Origin of the sequence: Methylococcus capsulatus (genome assembly GCF_036864975.1) — a bacterium.
Taxonomy (GTDB): Bacteria; Pseudomonadota; Gammaproteobacteria; order Methylococcales; family Methylococcaceae; genus Methylococcus.
Window position 1 is genome coordinate 1745566 of record NZ_CP104311.1, and the last position, 20336, is coordinate 1765901.

Consider the following 20336-nt stretch of genomic DNA (forward strand, 5'->3'; position numbering starts at 1 on the left):
GCCCCGCCAATACGAGTGATTTTTAAAAAAACGACGGTTGGGTAAGGGAGGAATGGCTTCGGTTACGATTTGTTCAGCGCTTCCCTAGGCAAACCGCATATGTGTAGGCTCTACGGATTCCGCGCCACCGAACCGACCAAGGTCGAGTGTGCACTGGTGCATGCCCAGAACGCCCTGATGGTCCAGAGCCGGCGCGACCGCGATGGGCTGCGGCATGGCCACGGCTGGGGGGTGGCCATGTACCAGGACCACCTGCCGCACGTAGAAAGGCAAGCCTGGGCGGCCTACCACAGTGAGCAGTTCCGACGCACCGCGGCGAGTGTCCGGGCAGCGACCGTCATCGCCCATGTGCGCCACGCCACCGTCGGCCGGCCGCTGCTCGAGAACACCCATCCTTTCACACACGGCCGCTGGACCTTCGCGCACAACGGGACCCTCCCCCGGTTTTCCCAGATCAGAAACCCCATGCTCGAAGCGATGACTGCGGAGCACCGGGCGGCGATCCGTGGCGCCACCGACAGCGAGCATATCTTTCATCTCCTCCTTAGCATGCACGAAGCAGCACCGGCCCGCCCGCTGCTCGACATCGTGCGCGAAGGTGCCCGGCGGATCATAGCGTGGTGTCAGGAGTTCCCCTCCCAGCGCGGACTCGGGCTCAATGTCATGCTCACCGACGAAGACCGGTTCGTCGGCACCCGTCTGGGCCGGACGCTCTATTACGTCGAACGCGAGGGGTTGCTCGATTGCGAAATCTGCGGTTTTCCCCACATCGACCACACGCCGGGGAATCCGTACTTTGCTGTGGTCGTGGCGTCCGAGCCACTTTCGCATGAGATGTGGAGGGAGATGCCCGAGGGTTCTGTGTATGAGATCACTCCGGATATGCGGGTGCATGTTGAGGACCTCACCGCGGCGTACTCGGGAACCTCTGAACGAACCGTGCCGGTAAGCCATCCCTGCCCAGAATCCGGGAGCGCAGTGACTTGGGGAAAAAGCCCCCCATAGCCTCCTTGGCGTTTGACCGGCGGACAAAACAGACCTGGCGCGTGGTCGTTTTCGCTCTGACCGCCCAAGTATTTCATCGAAACACCAGAAGTCCCCGGTCCCACAGGTCCGGCGCCTCGTATCCCAGCAGGTTCACTGTGGTGGCTGCCACGGCGCTCAAGCCGGCTTCTCCCGAATTTTGAATGACCGCACGGTTTCGGCTGTCGTAATAAATAAAGGGTACCGGGTTGAGCGTGTGCGAAGTCTTGGCCTTGGGGAGGCCTTTCGGGGTTCTCTGGGGTTCGCCGGTTTTCTTGTCCAGCTCATACATTTCGTCGGCATTGCCGTGATCGGCGGTGATCAGGGCCACGCCGCCGAGGGCATCGATCACGGGCAGCAGCCGGGCCAGTGCCAGATCCACGGCTTCGACAGCGATGATCGTCGCCTGATAGTTGCCGGTGTGCCCCACCATGTCGCCATTGGCGTAATTGACGCGCGCGGTGCGGTGCCGGCCGGTCTTGAGCTGACGGATCAGTTCGTCGGTGATTTCGGCCGATTTCATCCATGGGCGCTGTTCGAACGGCACTCTGTCGGAAGGAATTTCGACGTAAGTCTCCAGCGACTCATCGAATTTGCCGCTGCGATTGCCGTTCCAGAAATAGGTGACATGGCCGTACTTCTGGGTTTCGGAGATAGCGAGCTGGGTGATGCCTTCCGCTGCCAGGTATTCGCCGATCGTGCCACGGATGGCGGGGGGGGACACTAGATAGCGCCTGGGGATGCCCAGGTCACCGTCGTACTGGAGCATGCCGGCATAGATCACGTCGGGATGGCGCACACGGTCGAATGGCGCGAATTCCTCTTCCTCGAAGGCGCGGCTGATTTCGATCGCCCGGTCGCCGCGGAAGTTGAAGAAGATCACACTGTCTTTGTCGAATATCTGACCCACGGGTTCGCCGTCGTGGGTGATGACGAAGGGCGGCAGGTCCTGGTCGATGATGCCGGGATGCTCCGCACGCAGGGTCTGGATGGCCTGGGTCGCCGATTCGAACTGCCGCGCCTCGCCCAGCACATGGGTGCGCCAGCCGCGTTCGACCATGCCCCAGTCGGCCTCGTAGCGGTCCATGGTGATGTTCATGCGTCCGCCGCCACTGGCAATGCGGGCGTCGAAGGCTTCGTCCCGGAGTTCCGCGAGGAAGGCTTCGAACGGTCCGACATAGTCCAGCGCCGAGGTTTCGGGTACGTCCCGGCCATCCAGCAGGATATGGATGCGTACCCGCCGTTGTCCTTCGGTTTTGGCCCGGACGATCATTGCCTTGAGGTGATCGATGTGGGAATGGACGTTGCCGTCGGAGAACAGGCCGATGAAATGCAGGGTCGATCCATGTTTCTTTGCATTGTCCATGATTTCCCGCCATGCCGTGCCTTGGAACAGCGCACCGGAGGCAATCGCTTCAGCGACCAGGGCGGCGCCCTGATGGTAGACCTGGCCTGAACCGAGCGCATTATGGCCGACCTCGGAATTGCCCATGTCGTCGTCGCTGGGCATGCCGACGGCTTTGCCGTGCGCCTTGAGGAAGGTATGCGGGCAGGTTGTCAGCAGCCGGTCTAGGGTCGGGGTGTAGGCCTGGGCGATGGCATTGCCCGCGGTTTGGGGACTGTAGCCGAAGCCGTCCATGACGACGGTGACGACCGGGCCGGAAATGCCGGGAAAGGTGGGGTGCTTTTTCAACATGGGATGGGTCATCGGAAACGGGTGGGGTTAGAGGGTCAGCCGGAAGCGGGTCAGGAGGATACCGGGCACCCTGGAGCCGCCCAGCGAGCGCTGTTCATAGGTTTCGGTGGTTGGGAACAGCCGGGTTTCCTCGCTCAGTGCCTCGAGTTCGGTGCCGAAGATGCGGTAAAGGCTGTCGTCGAAACGCAGGTCCTGGATGGGCGCGACGATCTGGCCGCGCTCGATGAGGAAACAGGCGTAGCGGGTCATGCCGGTCACCCGGGCGCTCTTGAGGTCGCTCCAATTGAGGTAGTGCAGGTTACCAATGTAAAGGCCCGAATCCAGGCGTTTGAGTGCATCCCGTTCGGGCAGATCGCCGGGCAGTATTTCCGGCGAGCGCAGCTGCTCTTCCGACCACAGACCGGATTCGGCGCCGTTGGAGACCACGCCGTATTCCCGGGCCGAGCGTGCCCCGGTCAAGAGATTTTTCGGCGCGCCGCGTTCGGCTATGGGCAGTTGCAAGGGAGCCAGCTCGCCGAGGCTATTGAACCGCGGGCCGAGTCCGAGCGCGAAGTTTTCCCTTAGGCTGAACCGCTCGGACAAGGGCACTTCCCCCTCGATCCAGCGCCGCAAGGCCGATCCGCCCTTCTTCCACGCGCCGTAGCTGAGCGCGCCCCAGGACAGCAGCTCGACGATACGGGCCACGGCGGCAGGGGCGAGGTAGGCGCGATATTCGCCCGGCGCCAGCGTCCTGGAAGGCCTACGCAATTGATCGAGCCGGTGGCGCTCCGCTTCAATCGCAAGGGCAAGTTCGGTGGCACGCCAGCCCGTGCCACTCAGCAAGCCTTTGACGGCCTTGTTTTCGCCCGCAGAATTCACAGTGAACAGCGAATAGTCGAGGAAAAAGCCGGAAGTCGCAAACCAGTGGTTTTGCCCCGTCGAATTCCGTACCGCACGAATCTGCGGGCCGGCGGCGAACAGCCCGGCGAAATCTGTGCCGGCGGTCGCGACGGTAACCTGTTCGATGACTTCCGCTGGGTCGGGCGGGGCGGCCTCGTGCCACTCCTCACTCTGACTGTGACTTTCCAGCGGTGCGGCGAAAGGATCAGGCGGCAGGGCTGCGGCTTCCGAACGGGCCCGCGCGAGATGCACCTGGATGACGTGGCGATCCTCCTCCACCCGGCCGGACAGATCCGTCATGAATTTCACCTGGCGCTCCTGAGCCCGAAAATCCAGCCCCAGCCGCAACTGGGTTACGCTGGTCGCCTGCCTGACTTTGCCCCCATTGAAGCGGACATAAGTCTGATCTTCTCCCGACAGGCTCAAGCTGACCGTTTCTTCTGGACGCAGGGCGGCGAAGGCGTCTTCACTCAACCGCTCCAGGAGGCGATGGGCTTCCCGCGCGAAGCTCACCGGCCACCCCCGAAGATTTCTACGCCGGAAAACAGGCAATGTGGCGAAGCGTGGCCTACCCGGATCATCTGGTTGGGTTCGCCCTTGCCGCAGAACGGCGTGCCGAAAATGCCGAAGGTGTCGGGGTTCCCCACCTTTTTCAGCGAATGCCAGAAAGGAAGGCTCACGCCCCGGTAGTTGGGATTCCGGACCACGTCGGTCAGCCGCCCGTCCTCGATCAGACGCGCGTATTCGCAACCGAACTGGAATTTTCGCCGGTAGTCGTCGATCGACCAGGAGCGGTTGGCGCTCATGTAAATGCCGCGCTCGACCGAGGCGATCATGTCGTCCAGAGTACTGTCACCGGGTTCGAGGTTGAGGTTGGCGATCCGGTCGATCGGCGCCCGGTTCCAACCCGCCGAGCGGAAATTGGCGACTCCGGGAAGGGCGAGCCGCGCCTGGCTTTCCAGGCCGCCGAGCCCGCGCAGCAGTAGGCCGCCCCGGATCAGGTATTCGCGGTGGGCACGGCTGCCGCCGTCGTCGAAGCCATACGATGCGAATTCCCCGGGGAAGGTGGGATCGAAGCTGACGTTCATCAGGGACGAGCCGTACTGCAACCGGCCGAAATCTTCCGGTTTGACGAAACTCCAGCCCGCGTAGTTGCGTTCGTCGCCGAGGATGCGGTCCAGCTCCAAGGGATGGCCGACCGTTTCATGGATCTGCAGCAGCATCTGATCCGGTGCCAGCAGCAGATCGCACGTCTCGCTCGGACAGTCCTCCGCTGCCAGCAGTTCCAGCGCCTCCCGACCGGCCCGTTCGCATTCCCGGTAGATGCGGTCGAAGTCCAACACTTCGAGCCCGCCCTGGAGGCAGCGGGCCACCGGGCCGTTCAGCGAGCGCCGCTGGATTTCCGGCCCCTCCTGAGCCGTCGCCTGGAAGTTCTGGCTGACCAGATGGAAGCGCTGAGCGACGTCGGCGCCACTCGAGGTGACGTAGCGGCTGGAATGCTCGGTCAGGGTGATTTCCGCTGCTGTCTCGACGATGTCGCCGGACACCCGCAGATGGGCGCAGGCGGCGATCAGCCTAGCCGTCAGTTCTTCCAGGGAGAGCGAGTCGAAGCGCTGTTCGCAGGGGCCGGTGACCGTGCCGTACCCGGCCGGACGCAGCGCGGGGGAAAACATCGCCATGGCATGGCGGGCACCCGCGCGCGCCAGCCGGGTGGCGCGGTCTGCTGCATTGCGCAGGCCGGCAGGCGAGAGGTCGGGGGTCGCCGCATAGGCCAGATTGCCGTCCACCACGGTTTCGACCATTGCGCCCCGGCTGATATGCACCTGGTTCCGCTCCGGCCGGCCGTTGCGGACGCCACGGTGCTGGCTGACTTCTTCGACGAAGCGCAAACCGATCCAGTCGGCTGCGCCGGCCAGGGCAAAGAGCGCCGATACCGCATCGAATTCGGCTGGAGTGGCGTGGGGAGCGTTCATGACGGCCGCAGGGGGTGCGTCGGTCCGTGGGACTTGCGGCGGATTCTATCAGTTTCGGGACGGCAGGATTGCGCGATTCACACGGCCGGGATACGCTGGAGTCCGGATAGGACACTCAGGGTTCATCGATGTCGCCGCTTGCCGATCTGAAGCTTTTCACCGCCGGAATGCTGGCCGGGCTGAGCGAAGAAGCCGCGCGCTCGTCCCGTTTGCGCAAGAATCTCAATGTTCATCCGGTGTTGGACGATCCTGTCCAGCGCCTGTTCAATGCCATGGAGCCCGGTACCTATGCGCGACCGCACCGCCATTCCCGTCCCGACGGCTGGGAGCTGATGGTTGTGGTGCGGGGCGCGTTCTCGGTATTGCATTTGGACGACCATGGCCGCGTCGCCGAAAGGATCGATCTGCGGGCGGACGGCGGTGACTGCGCCGTCGAAATTCCGGCGGGGGTCTGGCACACGGTGGTCAGCCGGGCGTCTGGCACCGTGATGTTCGAGGTCAAGCCGGGACCCTATTCACCGGTCACCGACAAGGATTTTGCCGGCTGGGCGCCGGCGGAGGGAAGCGCCGAGGCGCCCGCAATGCTGTGCCGACTGGAATCGGCGCAGCCGGGTGACTGGATCGCCTCCGGCGGTTTCCAGCCATGATTCATTGGGACACGAGGTTGTCATGACAAAGGGGCAGTCCCGAATTCCTCACGAACCTCCCCGGCATGGCCTACATGTGACGCATGCCGTGCCCGGCCGCATCCGGTTGAAGTCGGAACGCTTGAAGGGGCGGCCGCAGGAGGCGGAGCAGCTCACGGCCCGTCTTGCCCAAGTGGCGGGAATCCATCATGCCGAGGTCAACCCGGCGACCGGCAGCATCACTTTGCATTACCATTCGAAAGCTCTGGAATCGCTCACGTTTTTTGCGGAACTGGCGGCGGCTTTGGCGCTCATCGCGGTCGACATCGAGGCGGGCGACGTGGAAGGATTGTTCGCGCTGGTGGGGCTTTCGCCTGCCGATGCGGTCCGTTCGTTATGGGGGGGTGGACAGGCGCCGGCGGCCGAAAGCGGCGTCGCGGGCGATGTGCTCCGGCTGCTGGGAGCCGGTATCGCACTGGGTGTGCTGGTCTGGCAGCTGAGCCGCTGAGCGCATGAGCTGGGCTTATCTGATCCTGGCGGGATGCCTGGAAATCGGCTGGCCGTTGGGTTTCAAACTGTCGCAGACCGAAGGCGGGCGACTGACGGGCCTGGTGCTGGCCGTGCTGTGCATGACCCTGAGTGGTTTTTTCCTATGGTTGGCGCAACGAGAGATACCCATGGGAACGGCTTACGCCGTATGGACCGGTATCGGCGCTGCCGGTACCTTTTTCGTTGGCGTTTGGTTTTTCGGTGATGCGGCCAGTTTAGGACGTTACCTCGGAGCGGCACTGATCGTTGCCGGCGTGGTGACCCTCAAGCTGGCGCATTGACTGCAGTTACCGGTTTTTTTTTCAACCCGACGAGGGACAAAGCGATGTTCAAGCGAATCTGCATTTCGGGGGCGGTGCTGCTCAGTGGTGTGTTTCCCGCGATGGCTGCGGCGGAGGTCATTCCGGCAGACGGGCGGCGGGTACAGCACGTGGTCATCGTGTGGCTGAAGGACCATGGCAGTCCGGCCGCCCGGCAGCAGTACATCGAAAACAGCCGGCGTCTTGGCAGATTGCCCATGGTTCTCCGCTATCAGGTGGGAACGGCGCTGGCTGGGGACAGAGCCGTGGTCGACAGTTCCTACGACGTGGGGGTGGTGGCCACCTTTGAAAACGACCGGGCGTTGCGGGACTACCTGGCGCATCCCGAACACCGGAAAGTGATCGAAGAGTCCCTCAAACCACTGGTAGAAAAAGCCGTGGTCTACGACTTCAAGGAGTCGGACTGAGTTTCCGCGGCAGTCCAACCACGAGCCTCAAGCCTGAGCCTCTTTCCTCCGCCGATACCAGCCTCCTGGTATCGGCGCGATCAACAACTCCCTTCCTTGCTGCGCGAACTGTCGGTTTTGCGACAGACAGCGGCGATTCCCTGTCGCAAGTCCGACAAGCAGAAAAGTCCAAACTTTTGAAATGGCGGTAAATTCGCTCTTGGCACGGCGTCTGCTTGGTTACGGGCAAGCAACCGGTACGGGAGTTCCCAACGATGGCCAAAGCCACGGTCACCTTCGAAGACATCGGTGTCACGGTCACCGTCCCGGCCGGGACCCGAATGATCGAAATATCGGAGAAGGTAGGGGCCGGGATCATTTACGGCTGCCGGGAAGGAGACTGCGGCACCTGTCTCATGGTGGTCACAACCGGGGCGGACAATCTGAGCGAACCCTCCGTTCTGGAAGACAAGATCCTGCGGGAAAACATGGCCGGGAAGAACGACCGGCTGGCTTGCCAGGCGCAGGTGCTGGGCGGCGAGATTTCCGTCAGGCCCGCCTGATTCCAACATTGCCGAAAGCGGCTTTTCTCTTATTGGGAGGGGGTCGGTACGATGACATACGAGATGAACTGGCTGGAAATCACGGTGGTCATGCTGGTCGTCCTGACCGCCTATGGCGTTCTGCGCATCTGTTTTGGCTCGGTTTTCAGACGGGCGCGGATGGAACGGCAGCAGGGCTGACGTTTTCGGTGGCAAACGTTTGAAACGAAGGCCGTTCATCGAGAAAACGGCCTTCTTGCAGGACACCTGCGTCCTGGCCACTCACATCTGGGATTGCAGATAATTTTGCAGACCCACCTTGCCGATCAGCTCCAGTTGGGTTTCCAGCCAGTCTACGTGCTCCTCTTCGCTTTCGAGGATATCCTCCAAAAGCTCGCGACTGACATAGTCACCGCGTTGTTCGCAGCAGGCGATGGCATCCTTCAGCAAAGGCAGGGCCTGGTGCTCGAGCTGAAGGTCGCAGTGCAACATTTCCTCGGGGTTCTCCCCGATTTTGAGTTTGCCCATATCCTGCAGATTCGGCAGCCCTTCGAGAAAAAGAATCCGTTCGATGAGGCGGTCGGCATGCTTCATCTCGTCGATGGATTCCTTGTACTCGTGTTCGTTGAGTTTTCCGAAGCCCCAGTTTTTGAACATCCGAGCGTGCAGGAAATACTGGTTCACGGCGGTCAGTTCGTTGGTGAGAACCTTGTTGAGGTATTCGATGACTTGATTATCGCCTTTCATGTCGGGTACTCCTTGGGGGGAACGCGGGTAGTGTACCTGGGGTCGTTGGCTACCGGTAGTGGCCAAGACGGGTTGCGGCGGGGGGGGGGGCACAAGAGGGTTACAGGCATATATCTTGCCTCTCGGGTATCGAAGGAGGGATTACCGTGCCAATAGACTTGTCGAATTCTGAAAGCCCAGCGGATCGCGATCTGCCGTCCTCCCTGATGCGTGCAACGGTAGACCAGGCGCCGGTGGCGATTTCGATCACGGATTTGAAAGCCAACATCCTATACGTCAACGCTGCATTCAGTGAGATCACCGGTTATGCACCACAAGAGTGCATCGGACGCAACGAATCGATGCTGTCGGACCGGCGTACACCGCCGGAGGTCTATCAGGAGTTGTGGGGGTGCATCACCCGGCAGCAACCCTGGCGAGGGCGTTTGCTAAACCGCCACCGGGACGGCCGACGTTATCTCGCCGATCTCACCGTGGCACCGATGTTGAACGATGCGGGCGAGACCACGCATTTCATCGGCATGCACCGCGACGTGACGGAAGAATATCTGTTGCAGCAGCAGGTGCGCCAGCAGACTTTGTTCTTGGAGACGGTGGTGGCGTCGATTCCCGTTTCCGCGGTGCTGATCGACGAGAACGGCCGCATTGTTCTGGATAACCTGATGTACAAGGCGCTGGCCAGCGATCTGAAAGTCGAGGAACCCGCGCTGCTGTTCCTGAAACTACTGCGCGAGGAATCCGGCGAGGCATGGAGCGATTTCTGGCACCGCGAAAAGGCGTTCCGGAATCTGGAGCTGCGTTTCGATCCGGGCGGCGGCAGACCTTCGCGTTGGTTCTCCTGTGCCGGGCAGTGGTTCCGCCATGAAGAGGGATCGGTCGACGGATTTTTCTCCGGTTCGGAAAAAGGCTATCTGCTGCTGACGGTGGACGACATCACCCAGCAGAAAAAGCAACAGGAACAATACCGCCTTCGGGGGCTCCAGGCATTGATGGCCGAGGAGGAAAAGCTTGAGAGCCTCAAGGAAACGCTGTTTGCCGCCATCCACCAAATCCAGGGGCCGCTGAATTTGATCGGCGCCGCCAAGAACATCCTGGACCGCCGCGGTGACGACGCCGGCAACGTGGCGCTGCGCGACCTCCTGCAGCAGGTCATCGCGGCTGGCGAAGCGTCCATCTGTACCCTGGAGAAATGCATCCCCCATACCGACAACAATGCGTTCAAACCCGTTAATTTGAACCAGGTGCTGCACGATGCGATCACGTTGCTGACCGAACGTTTGCTCGCCAGCGGCATCGTGGTGGAATGGGTGCCGACTCCGGTCCTGCCCAGTCTGAAAGGCTCGGAGAACCGGCTGCGCTCGCTGTTCAAACAGCTCATCGAAAACGCCATCGATGCCATGGCGCATTCCAGGCAGCGGGAACTGCGCATCCACACCTGGACGCGTGATCAGCTGATCCACATCACCATCGAGGATACCGGTCCCGGGATACCGGCGGGGCTGCGTACCCAGGTGTTCGAGCCGTTCTTCACCACCAAGGCGAGCCTGGGTCGCCAGCATGTCGGCATGGGGCTGGCCGTCGCGCACGAGATCGTCAACCAGCACAATGGTCTGATCCGCATCGATCCGGATTACGACGGGGGCTGCCGTATCCATATGCAGTTCGAGATCAGACAGACGCAGCCGGAGCGGCCTGCGAAGGTATCCCATGGTTGATCGCTACACATTAATCGAGCGGGAGCTCGACGCGCTGTATCAGGTCGGCCAGGTGTTGAACAGCACGTCCGATCTGATGGGCAGGCTCGAAGGCGTGCTCAACGTCCTGCACGAGCAGGCCGATCTGCGCTCTGGAATGATCGCACTGCGGGAGCCGGAAACCGGTGCGCTGGTATTGGCGGTACTGCGGCGGGGCGAAGCCGGGCGGATTTCCGACGAGCCGGTGCGTTACGAGCCGGGCGAGGGCCTGATCGGCACCATTCTGGAAGCAAATTGCACCATTATGGTGGAGCGCATCGCCGACGAGCCGCGTTTTCTCGGCCGCCTCGGCCTGTACGATCCGGAGTTACCCTTCATTGGCTCACCCATCCATGTGGGCAAGGATGAATTGCTCGGGGTGCTGGCGGCGCAGCCCAGCGAGCGTGAGCTGCTGGGCGAGCGCGCGAGATTCCTGGAAATGGTGAGCAACCTGGTTGCGCAGAGCGTCGGCCTGCTGCGCGGGATGGAACAGAAGCAGCGCGATCTCACGACCCAATGCGAGCAGCTGCAACAGACGCTGCGCTCGAATTACGGCTTCGAGAACATCATCGGCCGGACACCGCCGATGATGCGGGTATTCGAGACTGTGCGCCAGGTCGCGAAATGGAACACCACGGTGCTGATCCGGGGCGAGTCCGGCACCGGCAAGGAGATGATCGCCAGCGCGATCCATTTCAATTCACCCCGGGCAAGCGGCCCTTTCGTGAAGCTGAACTGTGCCGCCTTGCCCGAAAACCTGCTGGAATCGGAGCTGTTCGGCCACGAGAAAGGCGCCTTCAGCGGCGCCGTCAGTCAGCGCAAGGGGCGGTTCGAGCTGGCCAACCACGGAACCCTTTTCCTGGATGAAATCGGCGAGATATCCCCGGCCTTCCAGGCCAAGCTATTGCGGGTGTTGCAGGAGGGTGAGTTCGAACGGGTCGGCGGGATCCATACGCTCAAGGTCGATGTGAGGATCATCGCGGCGACCAACCGGGATCTGGAGCTGGCAGTGGAGGAAGGCTCATTCCGTGAGGACCTGTATTACCGTCTCAATGTGATGCCCATCCAGATGCCGCCTTTGCGGCAGCGCAAGGAAGACATCCCGGAACTCGCCCGGTTCCTGCTGGGCAGAATCTCCCGCAACCAGGGCGGCCGGTCCCTGGAAATCAAGGAGAGCGCCATCCGTTCGTTGATGCGGCATGACTGGCCCGGCAACGTGCGCGAGCTGGAAAACCTGCTCGAGCGTGCGGCGATCATGAGCCGTGAAGGGGTCATCGACAGCGAAGTGATTGGCATGACTGGCCTCAAGGAGAAGCTGACCACGCCGGCCGATGCAGCTTCCTACAAGGTCGACCTGGACGATGAAAACCTGGATGAGCGGGAGCGTATCATCGCCGCGCTCGAACAGAGCGGTTGGGTGCAGGCGAAGGCGGCACGTCTGCTCGACATGACGCCGAGACAGATCGCCTACCGCGTGAAAATCCTGAATATCCACATGAAACATCTGTAGAATCCGGCCGCGGGGCCGTATTGACACGCCCTGTGCATGACGGCAGGCTCTTGCCCGTGCGCGCGCCGGGGGCTGGTGCGCGTCTCCTTCCCAAGAACAATGCGAGGTGCTTTATGAACGACGGAAAGCGTCAGGTGAGGCGGGTCAGTGGAATCTCAAGGATAGGACCCTGCTCCGGGGTGATGCTCGTCCTCCTGGCGTCGATGGCCGAACCCGCGCTGGCCAAGCGGGTGTCTTGTCCGACCAATCTCCAGTCGGAGCTGGATGCCATCAACTCGGGAGGCATTTTGGAGATATCCGGAACTTGTGTGGGCCATTTCGTAGTGTGGAAAAACGTCGAACTTCGAGGCAAGGGCACGGCCCCGACCTTGTTCGGGGCCGGTGGCGGCACGGTGTTGACCATCCTGGGAGCGACTAACAAGGTCAAGGTCAAGAATCTCACTATCACCGGTGGCGGCGGCGTTGGCGATGGCGCTGGCATTCTCAACTACGGCGACCTGACGCTGGTCGGTTCGACGGTCGTCGGGAACAATGCCGTGAATCATGGCGGCGGGATTTACAATTACGGCACGACCACACTCAAGCAGTCACTGGTCACCGGCAACAGCGCCGGGTTGGACGGCGCCGGCATCTACAACAACAGTTCGGCCTCCGGTTGGGGATCCCTGTCGCTGTATGGATCCGAGGTGACCGGCAACAAGGCCGGCGGCGGTGGCGGTGGGATCTACAGTTTTGGTTCCGCCAACCTCAAAAATTCCGTACTAAACGGCAACCAAGCCGGCGGAGACGGCGGTGGACTCAAGTGTGCCCAGGGCTCGATCACCACCGTCACCGGTTCCGTGATCACCGGCAACATCGCGGCCAGCAACGGCGGGGTGTCGGGCACCGTCACCTTCAAAGGCAAACAGTCGACGATCAGCGGCAATCTGCCCGACGGTCCTTGAGAAGCATCGCTGCGCTAGCCGCTCTCGAAATCCCGCCCGGCGCACCCTCTGCGCCTGGCGGCCGGTCGGGATTCATGTGGCCGCCGGCTGGATGCGGCGGCTCTTACGAGGAGCCCAGGCAGTGGTTCGCGGCCTGATTGCTCATGATGACCAGGTCGAACGGGAATTCCCCTTTCTGATTGAAATGCACGGCGTCGGCTTTGCTGATCCGCTGCGATATCTCCTTTGCCATGCACTCGCATATCCGCCCTAACTCCTGATCGTTCTTGACGAGGTTGTCGGGATCGCTCTGCTGCCCCTTGATGCATTTCTCGACATAAAGTTTTTCGAAGATCTGGTGCTCGGACTGAGTCACCGGAATGTGTGGAGGAGCGGAACTCGTCGTGGCGGCCGGCGCTGCAGTCTTGGTTTCGGGGGTTTCGCTGCCGCAGCCGGCCAGCAGGACGGCGGTCGCGGTGAGGCCGGCCAGGGTCCGGCGGAAAGCTTGATCTTGGTCCATGGGATGCCCTCGGGACGGGGTTGTGGATGGAATCTGGGGGTTACGACAGGAGAGGCACTTTACCCAGCCGGGGCCGTGAAGGGCAAGCCCCGCCCGCCAGCTACCCGGCCACATTGATTTTCGGAGAACCTCTTCTATAGTAAAAATCTCCTGCAACCCTTATGTTGGAGATTGATATGAAAAAGCTGTGCGCCTTGCTTTTGTTCATGTTTTTCAGCCTTGCAGCCTGGGCTGAGCCGCTGGATATCAACACCGCAACCGCCGAGGAAATCGCCGCGACGATGACCGGCGTGGGAAAAGCCAAGGCAGAGGCGATCGTGAAGGACCGTGAGGCTCACGGCAACTTCAAGTCAGTCGACGATCTCAAGCGTGTCAAGGGAATCAAGGAAGGCATTCTGGCCAAGAATCGTGACAAGATCACCGTTAAGGGCGAGGCGGTGGCCTCGCCGGTGCCGGCCGTCGCCAGTCCAGCTGCTGCAACTGCAGCGCCTACTGCCGCAACATCGGCGGGGAAGCCTCAGCACTGAAGTCGCTGCGGTCCTTCTTCACGGAAGGCGTGGTTCCCGGGCCACGCCTTTTCACTCGCTTCCCCTTCACACCGGCGGAATCTGATAGGACTCCAGGACCTTGATGTAATTGGCCCGCTCGTAGGCGGTGGGATTGGCGATCCGGTCATGGCTCATGATTCCCTTGAGCAGGGCGACCGATGCAAACTCGTGAGCTTCCATCCAGTGCTCGAGTCCTTTCACGAGCACCGCGGCGTAGCTGGGTCCGTGTCGCAGCAGGGCCGATGTGGTCATGACGGCATCGGCCCCCGCAAGCAGATATTTGACGACCTCGCCGGCGCCGGCGACGCCGGTCGTGGCGCCCAACGAAAGGCCGATCCTGCCGTGCAGCAGGGCGATCCAGAGCAAAGGCAGGCGTATTTCGCCTGGGTTGCTCAGTTCCAGCGCGGGGTGGACCTCCAGTCGTTCGATGTCGACGTCCGGCTGGTAGAAACGGTTGAACAGCACCAGCGCGTCGGCGCCGGCGCGTTCGAGGCGCATGGCCATGTGGGTCATGGCGCTGAAAAACGGGCTGAGCTTCAAGGCGACGGGGATGCGTACCGCCGACTTGACCGCCGTCAGGATGTCGACATGGCGCTGCTCGATTTCGCTGCTGGAGATGGCGGGATCGGTTTCGATGCCGTAGATGTTGAGCTCCAGGCCATGGGCACCGGCCTGTTCGATTTGTCGTGCATAGTCGAGCCAGCCTTCGTCGCTCACGCAGTTCAAGCTGGCGATCACCGGAATGTCGACGGCATCGACTGCCCGCCGGATCAGATCGAGATAGCGATCCGGCCCGGCATGATAATCGGCGGCCGTCGGAAAATAGCTCAACGATTCAGCGAAACTTTCACTGCCTGAGGTCAGCAGGTGTGAGAACGTCGCGTTTTCCTGCCGGATCTGCTCTTCGAACAAGGAAAACAGAACCATGGCGGCCACACCCCCGTCTTCCAGTCGCCGGATGCCGTGGAGGCTTTCCGAAAGCGGCGAGGCCGAGGCGACGACAGGGTGTTTCAGGGTCAGTCCCATATAGCTTGTGCTGAGGTCCATGGCGCGTTTCCTCGGTCATTGTGTCTTGAGGCCGGCGTCGGGTTGGAAGTGGGCGCCGCTGCGGCTCGCCATTTCCTCATAGGTTTCCCATTTCTGGTCGACCACCTGCTGGGCCAGTGTCATCAAATGTTCGCTTTCCGCCGGGTGGGATCGGGCCAGAATCTGGTAGCGCAGCTCGTTCATAGCATAGTCCTTGAGCTTGATACGGGGGCGTGGCGAGTCCAGTACGAAGGGATTCCGGTCGGATTGCCGCAGCGCGGGGTTGTAGCGGATCAGCGGCCAGTGTCCGCTGGCGGTGGCCAGGTCCTGCTGCCTCAAGCCCAGCCGCATGTCGATGCCGTGGGCAATGCAATGGCTGTAGGCCAGGACCAGCGAGGGACCGGGATAGGCTTCGGCTTCGCGTAGCGCCAACAACGCCTGCTGGGGATTGGCGCCCATGGCGATCCGGGCCACATACACGTTACCGTAGGCGATGGCCTGCAGCGCGAGGTCCTTCTTGGCAACCGGCTTTCCGGCGGCGGCGAATTTGGCGACCGCGCCGAGCGGGGTGGATTTCGACATCTGTCCACCGGTGTTGGAATAAACCTCGGTATCGAGCACCAGCACGTTGACGTCCCGGCCGCTGGCGAGGACATGGTCCAGGCCGGCCGAGCCGATGTCGTAGGCCCAGCCATCGCCGCCGATGATCCAGATGCTGCGTCGGACCAGATGATCGGCGACCGAGAGCAGGTCCCGGGCCGCTTCGCAGTCGATGTCCCGCAAGGCGGACTTCAGGGCTGCGACGCGCTGTCGCTGGCGGCGGATCTCGGATTCGGCGAGTTGCGGTGCCTTCAGTATTTCGTCGGCCAGGCCGGCCGGCAGCCGCGGCCGCAGTTCTTCCAGCCTTTGGCGAGCGAGTGCCAGATGCTTGTCGGCGCTGAGCCGGAAGCCTAGGCCGAATTCGGCATTGTCCTCGAACAGTGAGTTCGACCAGGCCGGGCCGCGGCCTTCTGCGTTCTTCGTCCACGGGGTGGTCGGCAGGTTGCCGCCGTAGATCGAAGAGCAGCCGGTGGCATTGGCGACGAGCAAGCGGTCACCGAACAACTGCGACAGGAGACGCACGTAGGGGGTTTCCCCGCAGCCGGCGCAGGCGCCGGCAAACTCGAACAGCGGCTCCAGGAACTGGGCGCCGCGTACAGAGGAGAAATCTACCCGCGAGCGGTCGTTGACCGGCAGTTGCTCGAAGAAACGGATGCTGTTGCGTTCCTGCTCCAGGATCGGGGCTTTCGGTCGCATGTTGATGGCCTTGACGCCGGCTTCCCGCAGGCTGCGGGCCGGGCAGACCTCCACGCACAGACCGCAGCCGGTGCAGTCCTCGACATAGATCTGCAGGGTGTAGCGGGTTTCCGGGAAGCCGCGGGCGTTGATAGGGGCGGACTTGAAGCCGCGGGGCGCCTTTTCAAGGCGGGATTCGGGATAGAATTTAGAGCGGATGACGCTGTGCGGGCAGACGAAGCTGCAGTTGCCGCACTGGATGCAGAGGTCCGGTTCCCACATCGGAACGATGTCGGAAATGTTGCGTTTCTCCCAGCGGGTAGTGCCGGAAGGATAGGTGCCGTCGACCGGCAGCGCGGATACCGGCAGGGCGTCGCCGGCTCCGGCCATCATGGCCGCCGTCACCCGCTGGACGAACTCCGGCGCTTCGGGCGGCACCGGTGGGGGGATTTCCAGGCGGCTGGTGGCCTGCGCCGGCACGGCCACCCGGTACAGGTGCGCCAGGGTATGGTCCACCGCGGCAAAGTTCTTCCTTACCACGTCCTCGCCCTTTTTTCCGTAGGTCTTGCGGATCGAGTCCTTGATCCGCCCGATCGCTTCCTCGCGCGGCAGTACGCCGGAGATGGCGAAGAAACAGGTCTGCATCACGGTATTGGTCCGGCCGCCCATGCCGGATTCCGCGGCAACCTTGGACGCATCGATGACGTAGAAAGCGATGTTTCGCTCGATGATACGTTCCTGTACCGGGCGGGGCAGGTGATCCCACACCGTGTCCGGCCCGTAGGGGCTGTTGAGCAGAAACACCGCGCCCTGGCGGGCATGTTCCAGCACGTCGATCTTTTCCACGAAGTTGAACTGGTGGCAGCCGATGAAGCCGGCCGAGCGGATCAGATAAGGCGATTCGATCGGGCGGGGACCGAAGCGCACATGGGAGACGGTGCGGGAGCCGGATTTCTTCGAGTCGTAGACGAAGTAGCCTTGCGCGTACAGTGGGGTGGATTCGCCGATGATCTTGATGCTGTTTTTGTTGGCGCCCACGGTGCCGTCGGCGCCCAGGCCGAAAAACAGGGCGCGCACCACGTCCTCCGGCTCGATCTCGAACCGTTCGTCGTAATCCAGGCTGGTGTGGGAGATGTCGTCGATGATGCCGATGGTGAAATGATTCTTCGGTTGCGGCCGGGCGAGTTCGTCCAGCACCGCTTTGGCCATGGCCGGAGTGAACTCCTTGGACGAGAGACCGTAGCGCCCGCCGATGACCCTAACCGGTGAGCCGTTTTCTGCCAGCGCCGTGACCACATCGCTGTAGAGCGGTTCCCCGATGGAGCCCGGCAGCTTGAGCCGGTCCAGCACCGCAACGGTCCGGACGCTCGCCGGCAGCACAGCCAAAAAATGCGGGGCAGAGAAAGGTAGCGCCAGCCGTACCTGGACCACGCCGACCTTCTCGCCCTGCCGGCACAGGAACGCCACGGTCTCGCGCAAGGTGAACGCCGCGGACCCCATCACTACCGCGACCCGTTCGGCCTCGGGATCGCCGAAGTAATCGAACAGCCGGTACTGCCGGCCGGTGAGTCCGGCGAATTTATCGAACTGTGCCTGTGCGATTTCGGGCAGATGGGCATAGAACGGGTTGACGGTTTCCCGGCCCTGGAAATAGACGTCCGGGTTCTGGGCGGTGCCGCGGATGAAGGGGTTGTCGGGATTCAGTGCCCGCGCCCGATGTTCGCGGACACGGACCGGGTCGATCAGGGCGCGGATGGCCTGGTCGGGTATCAAGCTCAGCTTGTTGACCTCGTGCGAGGTGCGGAAGCCGTCGAAGAAATGTACGAACGGAATCCGTGACTCCAGGCTGGCGGCCTGCGCCAGGAGGGCCATGTCGTGCGCCTCCTGCACCGATCCGGAGGCGAGCTGGGCGAAGCCGGTGGGGCGTACGGCGGCGACGTCGGCATGGTCACCGAAGATGGACAGGCCCTGAGCCGCGAGTGAACGGGCCGCGACATGGAATACCGTCGGGGTCAGTTCGCCGGCGATTTTGTACATGTTCGGGATCATCAGGAGCAGCCCTTGCGAGGCTGTAAAGGTCGTGGTCAGGGCACCTGTCTGCAATGCCCCATGCACCGTGCCGGCCGCGCCCCCTTCACTTTGCATCTCCACCACCAGCGGGACATTGCCCCAGATGTTGGGTCTGCCTTCGGCCGCCCATTGGTCGGCCAGCTCGGCCATGGTGGAGGAGGGTGTGATCGGATAGATCGCGCAGACCTCGTTGATCCGGTAGGCGATGTAAGCTACCGCTTCATTGCCATCGAGCGTGGTTTCCGTGGTCGAATGCATGGGTCTCAAGCTCCCGGTTCGCTGATCATTTCAATGGCATGGCAGGGGCATTGTTCATAGCATACGGCACAGCCGGTGCAGCGGTCGTAGTCGTAGCGGTAGCGTTTGCCCGGGCCCAGCTTGATGATGGCCTGCTCGGGGCAGGCGCCGTAGCAGCCATCGCATTCGAAACAGTTACCACAGGAGAAGCAACGCCGCGCTTCGAACAGCGCCTCGGTTTCGCTCAAGCCCTGCACGACCTCGTCGAAGCCGTAGGCCCGAACGGCCGGGTCGAGCTCGGGTTGTTCGCGCTGGTCCGCGTCGGTCAGGTACCAGACGTGGAGCTTGTCGAAGCCGACGATGGGATGTTTGGGGGGCGGGGTATAGGCCGTGCTGCGCAGATAGGCGTCGATGTGGCGGGCGGCCTTCTTGCCATGGCCGACAGCGACTGTCACGGTGCGCTCGCTGGGCACCATATCGCCGCCGGCGAAGATGCCGGCCTTGCCGGTCATCAGATTGGCATCGACCAGCACCGTGCCGTCATCCTTGAAGCGGATGCCGGGAATCTTGTGCAGGAAGGCGGTGTCGGTGTCCTGGCCCAGGGCGAGGATCAGTGCATCGGCTTCCAGGGTCTCGAATTTTCCTGTCGGCTGGGGGTAGCCGTGTTCGTCGATCCGCATGACCTCGACCTGGATGTGGGTCTGGTCGATCTGTTTGATGCTGCGCAGCCAGTTGATCTTGACGCCTTCCTCCAGCGCCTCGTCGGCCTCGAACGGATGGGCCGGCATGTGTTCGCGGTCGCGGCGGTAGATGATGAGCGCTTCTTCCGCGCCCAGGCGTTTGGCGGTACGGGCTGCGTCCATGGCGGTGTTGCCGCCGCCGTATATGGCCACGCGGCGCCCCAGTTTCGGCGGATCGCCGCTGGCGGCTTGTCGTAGAAAACTCACTGCGTCGAGAATCTTGCCGGCATCGCGGGAGGGGATCTCGACCCGTTTGCTCAACTGCGCTCCGATGGCGAGGAAGACGGCGTCGAAACGTCCGGTGGTTTGCTCTTCGATTACGTCATCGACCCGGTGGTTGAGACGGATCCGGACCCCCATCCGCTCGATGCGCTGGATTTCCTGTTCCAGTTCGCGACGGGGCAGGCGGTAGGCCGGGATGCCGAAATGCATCATGCCGCCGGCCATGGGGCCGGCCTCGAAGATTTCGACCTGATGTCCCAGGCGGACGAGATGGTAGGCGGCCGACAGGCCGCTGGGGCCGGCGCCGATCACCAGCACCCGCTTGCCGCTAAGCGGCGCTTCAGTCTCCACCTCCCAGCCTTCCTGTAGGGCGAGGTCGCCTAGGAAACGTTCGACCGCGTGGATGCTCACCGCTTCGTCGACCTCGTTGCGGTTGCAATGGGATTCGCAGGGGTGGTAGCAGACCCGGCCGTGCACCGCCGGCATCGGGTTGTCCCGCATCAGGATCTGCCAGGCGCGCCGGTAGCGGCCGGCCTGGGCCTCGGCCAGCCAGGCCTGGATGTTTTCGCCGGCTGGACAGGCGCTGTTGCAGGGCGGCAGCAGGTCGACGTAGATCGGGCGCCGGCGGCGCACCGGGCCGGTGCCTCTGCCGTGGCCGGTCAGATCGGGCGGGAGTGTGATGTCGCTGAACTTGGGGCCGCTCATTGCGTTTCTCCAGGGGGCCTGGCCTGCCGAACGGCAGGAAATCATCCGGTCCGCTTCAAGTGTAGCGGGAAAGTGTGAAAAAACGG

General features: G+C 62.5%; 19 protein-coding genes. 11 read left to right on the top strand and 8 right to left on the bottom strand.

Annotation, left to right across the window (positions count from 1 at the left end):
* Positions 1-99 precede the first annotated feature (99 nt).
* A complete protein-coding gene (locus N4J17_RS08660) occupies positions 100-1005 on the top strand; it encodes a class II glutamine amidotransferase (RefSeq protein ID WP_232470647.1) in 906 nt (301 codons plus the stop codon).
* Between the two features lie 73 nt (positions 1006-1078).
* Here N4J17_RS08660 and gpmI read toward each other — a convergent pair whose 3' ends face one another.
* The 3 genes from gpmI to N4J17_RS08675 are packed head-to-tail and all read right to left on the bottom strand — an operon-like array spanning position 1079 to position 5571.
* On the bottom strand, positions 1079-2719 hold the full coding sequence (gene gpmI, locus N4J17_RS08665) for a 2,3-bisphosphoglycerate-independent phosphoglycerate mutase (RefSeq protein WP_198323776.1): 1641 nt from the start codon (positions 2717-2719) through the stop codon (positions 1079-1081).
* A gap of 27 nt (positions 2720-2746) precedes the next feature.
* A complete protein-coding gene (locus N4J17_RS08670; RefSeq protein WP_198323775.1) occupies positions 2747-4111 on the bottom strand; it encodes a metallopeptidase TldD-related protein in 1365 nt (454 codons plus the stop codon).
* On the bottom strand, positions 4108-5571 hold the full coding sequence (locus tag N4J17_RS08675; RefSeq protein WP_198323774.1) for a TldD/PmbA family protein: 1464 nt from the start codon (positions 5569-5571) through the stop codon (positions 4108-4110). The genes N4J17_RS08670 and N4J17_RS08675 overlap by 4 nt, the downstream gene beginning before the upstream one ends.
* A 128-nt stretch (positions 5572-5699) precedes the next feature.
* Here N4J17_RS08675 and N4J17_RS08680 point away from each other — a divergent pair, with 128 nt between their 5' ends.
* From N4J17_RS08680 to N4J17_RS08705, 6 genes are all read left to right on the top strand, one after another.
* On the top strand, positions 5700-6218 hold the full coding sequence (locus tag N4J17_RS08680) for a WbuC family cupin fold metalloprotein (RefSeq protein ID WP_198323773.1): 519 nt from the start codon (positions 5700-5702) through the stop codon (positions 6216-6218).
* A 22-nt stretch (positions 6219-6240) separates the two neighbouring features.
* Positions 6241-6705 carry an HMA2 domain-containing protein gene (locus tag N4J17_RS08685; RefSeq protein ID WP_198323772.1) on the top strand — a complete coding sequence of 155 codons (465 nt, stop codon included), beginning with the start codon at positions 6241-6243 and terminating at the stop codon, positions 6703-6705.
* Between the two features lie 4 nt (positions 6706-6709).
* On the top strand, positions 6710-7027 hold the full coding sequence (locus N4J17_RS08690) for a DMT family transporter (protein WP_198323771.1): 318 nt from the start codon (positions 6710-6712) through the stop codon (positions 7025-7027).
* A 44-nt stretch (positions 7028-7071) separates the two neighbouring features.
* Entirely contained in the window at positions 7072-7473 is a 402-nt protein-coding gene (locus N4J17_RS08695) for a Dabb family protein (RefSeq protein WP_232470646.1), read from the top strand.
* Positions 7474-7727: 254 nt separating this feature from the next.
* Positions 7728-8015: a 2Fe-2S iron-sulfur cluster-binding protein gene (locus tag N4J17_RS08700; protein ID WP_198323770.1), complete on the top strand. Its 288-nt coding sequence runs from the start codon at positions 7728-7730 to the stop codon at positions 8013-8015.
* Positions 8016-8066: 51 nt separating this feature from the next.
* The gene (locus N4J17_RS08705; RefSeq protein ID WP_255527279.1) at positions 8067-8195 is read left to right on the top strand and encodes a hypothetical protein; all 129 of its coding nucleotides are present in this window, start codon (positions 8067-8069) and stop codon (positions 8193-8195) included.
* 81 nt (positions 8196-8276) lie between these two features.
* Here the strand turns inward: N4J17_RS08705 and bfr are convergent, their stop codons facing one another.
* The gene (gene bfr, locus N4J17_RS08710) at positions 8277-8741 is read right to left on the bottom strand and encodes a bacterioferritin (RefSeq protein ID WP_198323769.1); all 465 of its coding nucleotides are present in this window, start codon (positions 8739-8741) and stop codon (positions 8277-8279) included.
* Positions 8742-8947: 206 nt separating this feature from the next.
* Between bfr and nifL the strand changes: the two genes are divergently transcribed.
* The 3 genes from nifL to N4J17_RS08725 all read left to right on the top strand — a co-directional run bounded on the left by nifL (position 8948) and on the right by N4J17_RS08725 (position 12928).
* Positions 8948-10456 (top strand): nitrogen fixation negative regulator NifL, encoded by a 1509-nt coding sequence (gene nifL, locus N4J17_RS08715; RefSeq protein WP_232470656.1) that lies wholly within the window; start codon positions 8948-8950, stop codon positions 10454-10456.
* Positions 10449-11984, top strand: coding sequence for a nif-specific transcriptional activator NifA (nifA, locus tag N4J17_RS08720; RefSeq protein ID WP_198323767.1), 1536 nt, complete (start codon positions 10449-10451; stop codon positions 11982-11984). Before nifL ends, nifA begins: the two co-directional genes overlap by 8 nt.
* 182 nt (positions 11985-12166) lie before the next feature.
* Complete coding sequence (locus N4J17_RS08725; protein WP_198323806.1) at positions 12167-12928, top strand: hypothetical protein; 762 nt, start codon at positions 12167-12169, stop codon at positions 12926-12928.
* A gap of 103 nt (positions 12929-13031) precedes the next feature.
* On the opposite strand, the gene N4J17_RS08730 is transcribed toward N4J17_RS08725, so the two are convergent.
* Positions 13032-13427 carry a hypothetical protein gene (locus N4J17_RS08730; RefSeq protein WP_198323766.1) on the bottom strand — a complete coding sequence of 132 codons (396 nt, stop codon included), beginning with the start codon at positions 13425-13427 and terminating at the stop codon, positions 13032-13034.
* A 176-nt stretch (positions 13428-13603) separates the two neighbouring features.
* On the opposite strand from N4J17_RS08730, the gene N4J17_RS08735 reads away from it, so the two are divergent.
* Entirely contained in the window at positions 13604-13954 is a 351-nt protein-coding gene (locus tag N4J17_RS08735; protein ID WP_198323765.1) for a ComEA family DNA-binding protein, read from the top strand.
* Between the two features lie 66 nt (positions 13955-14020).
* On the opposite strand, the gene N4J17_RS08740 is transcribed toward N4J17_RS08735, so the two are convergent.
* The 3 genes from N4J17_RS08740 to N4J17_RS08750 are packed head-to-tail and all read right to left on the bottom strand — an operon-like array spanning position 14021 to position 20250.
* Positions 14021-15022 carry a dihydroorotate dehydrogenase-like protein gene (locus N4J17_RS08740; RefSeq protein ID WP_198323764.1) on the bottom strand — a complete coding sequence of 334 codons (1002 nt, stop codon included), beginning with the start codon at positions 15020-15022 and terminating at the stop codon, positions 14021-14023.
* A 15-nt stretch (positions 15023-15037) separates the two neighbouring features.
* Entirely contained in the window at positions 15038-18604 is a 3567-nt protein-coding gene (gene nifJ / locus N4J17_RS08745) for a pyruvate:ferredoxin (flavodoxin) oxidoreductase (protein ID WP_198323763.1), read from the bottom strand.
* A 5-nt stretch (positions 18605-18609) separates the two neighbouring features.
* On the bottom strand, positions 18610-20250 hold the full coding sequence (locus tag N4J17_RS08750) for an NAD(P)-binding protein (protein ID WP_198323762.1): 1641 nt from the start codon (positions 20248-20250) through the stop codon (positions 18610-18612).
* Positions 20251-20336: the final 86 nt, after the last annotated feature.

What these genes read in the sequence shown, in the direction of transcription:
- N4J17_RS08700 (WP_198323770.1), top strand. Translation starts at nt 7,728, where the DNA reads ATGGCCAAAGCCACGGTCACCTTCGAAGACATCGGTGTCACGGTCACC.
- N4J17_RS08705 (WP_255527279.1), top strand. Translation starts at nt 8,067, where the DNA reads ATGACATACGAGATGAACTGGCTGGAAATCACGGTGGTCATGCTGGTC.
- N4J17_RS08675 (WP_198323774.1), bottom strand. Translation starts at nt 5,571, where the DNA reads ATGAACGCTCCCCACGCCACTCCAGCCGAATTCGATGCGGTATCGGCG.
- N4J17_RS08725 (WP_198323806.1), top strand. Translation starts at nt 12,167, where the DNA reads ATGCTCGTCCTCCTGGCGTCGATGGCCGAACCCGCGCTGGCCAAGCGG.
- nifA (WP_198323767.1), top strand. Translation starts at nt 10,449, where the DNA reads ATGGTTGATCGCTACACATTAATCGAGCGGGAGCTCGACGCGCTGTAT.
- N4J17_RS08735 (WP_198323765.1), top strand. Translation starts at nt 13,604, where the DNA reads ATGAAAAAGCTGTGCGCCTTGCTTTTGTTCATGTTTTTCAGCCTTGCA.
- gpmI (WP_198323776.1), bottom strand. Translation starts at nt 2,719, where the DNA reads ATGTTGAAAAAGCACCCCACCTTTCCCGGCATTTCCGGCCCGGTCGTC.
- N4J17_RS08750 (WP_198323762.1), bottom strand. Translation starts at nt 20,250, where the DNA reads ATGAGCGGCCCCAAGTTCAGCGACATCACACTCCCGCCCGATCTGACC.
- N4J17_RS08740 (WP_198323764.1), bottom strand. Translation starts at nt 15,022, where the DNA reads ATGGACCTCAGCACAAGCTATATGGGACTGACCCTGAAACACCCTGTC.
- N4J17_RS08690 (WP_198323771.1), top strand. Translation starts at nt 6,710, where the DNA reads ATGAGCTGGGCTTATCTGATCCTGGCGGGATGCCTGGAAATCGGCTGG.
- N4J17_RS08685 (WP_198323772.1), top strand. Translation starts at nt 6,241, where the DNA reads ATGACAAAGGGGCAGTCCCGAATTCCTCACGAACCTCCCCGGCATGGC.
- nifL (WP_232470656.1), top strand. Translation starts at nt 8,948, where the DNA reads ATGCGTGCAACGGTAGACCAGGCGCCGGTGGCGATTTCGATCACGGAT.
- N4J17_RS08680 (WP_198323773.1), top strand. Translation starts at nt 5,700, where the DNA reads ATGTCGCCGCTTGCCGATCTGAAGCTTTTCACCGCCGGAATGCTGGCC.
- N4J17_RS08730 (WP_198323766.1), bottom strand. Translation starts at nt 13,427, where the DNA reads ATGGACCAAGATCAAGCTTTCCGCCGGACCCTGGCCGGCCTCACCGCG.
- N4J17_RS08660 (WP_232470647.1), top strand. Translation starts at nt 100, where the DNA reads ATGTGTAGGCTCTACGGATTCCGCGCCACCGAACCGACCAAGGTCGAG.
- bfr (WP_198323769.1), bottom strand. Translation starts at nt 8,741, where the DNA reads ATGAAAGGCGATAATCAAGTCATCGAATACCTCAACAAGGTTCTCACC.
- N4J17_RS08695 (WP_232470646.1), top strand. Translation starts at nt 7,072, where the DNA reads ATGTTCAAGCGAATCTGCATTTCGGGGGCGGTGCTGCTCAGTGGTGTG.
- nifJ (WP_198323763.1), bottom strand. Translation starts at nt 18,604, where the DNA reads ATGCATTCGACCACGGAAACCACGCTCGATGGCAATGAAGCGGTAGCT.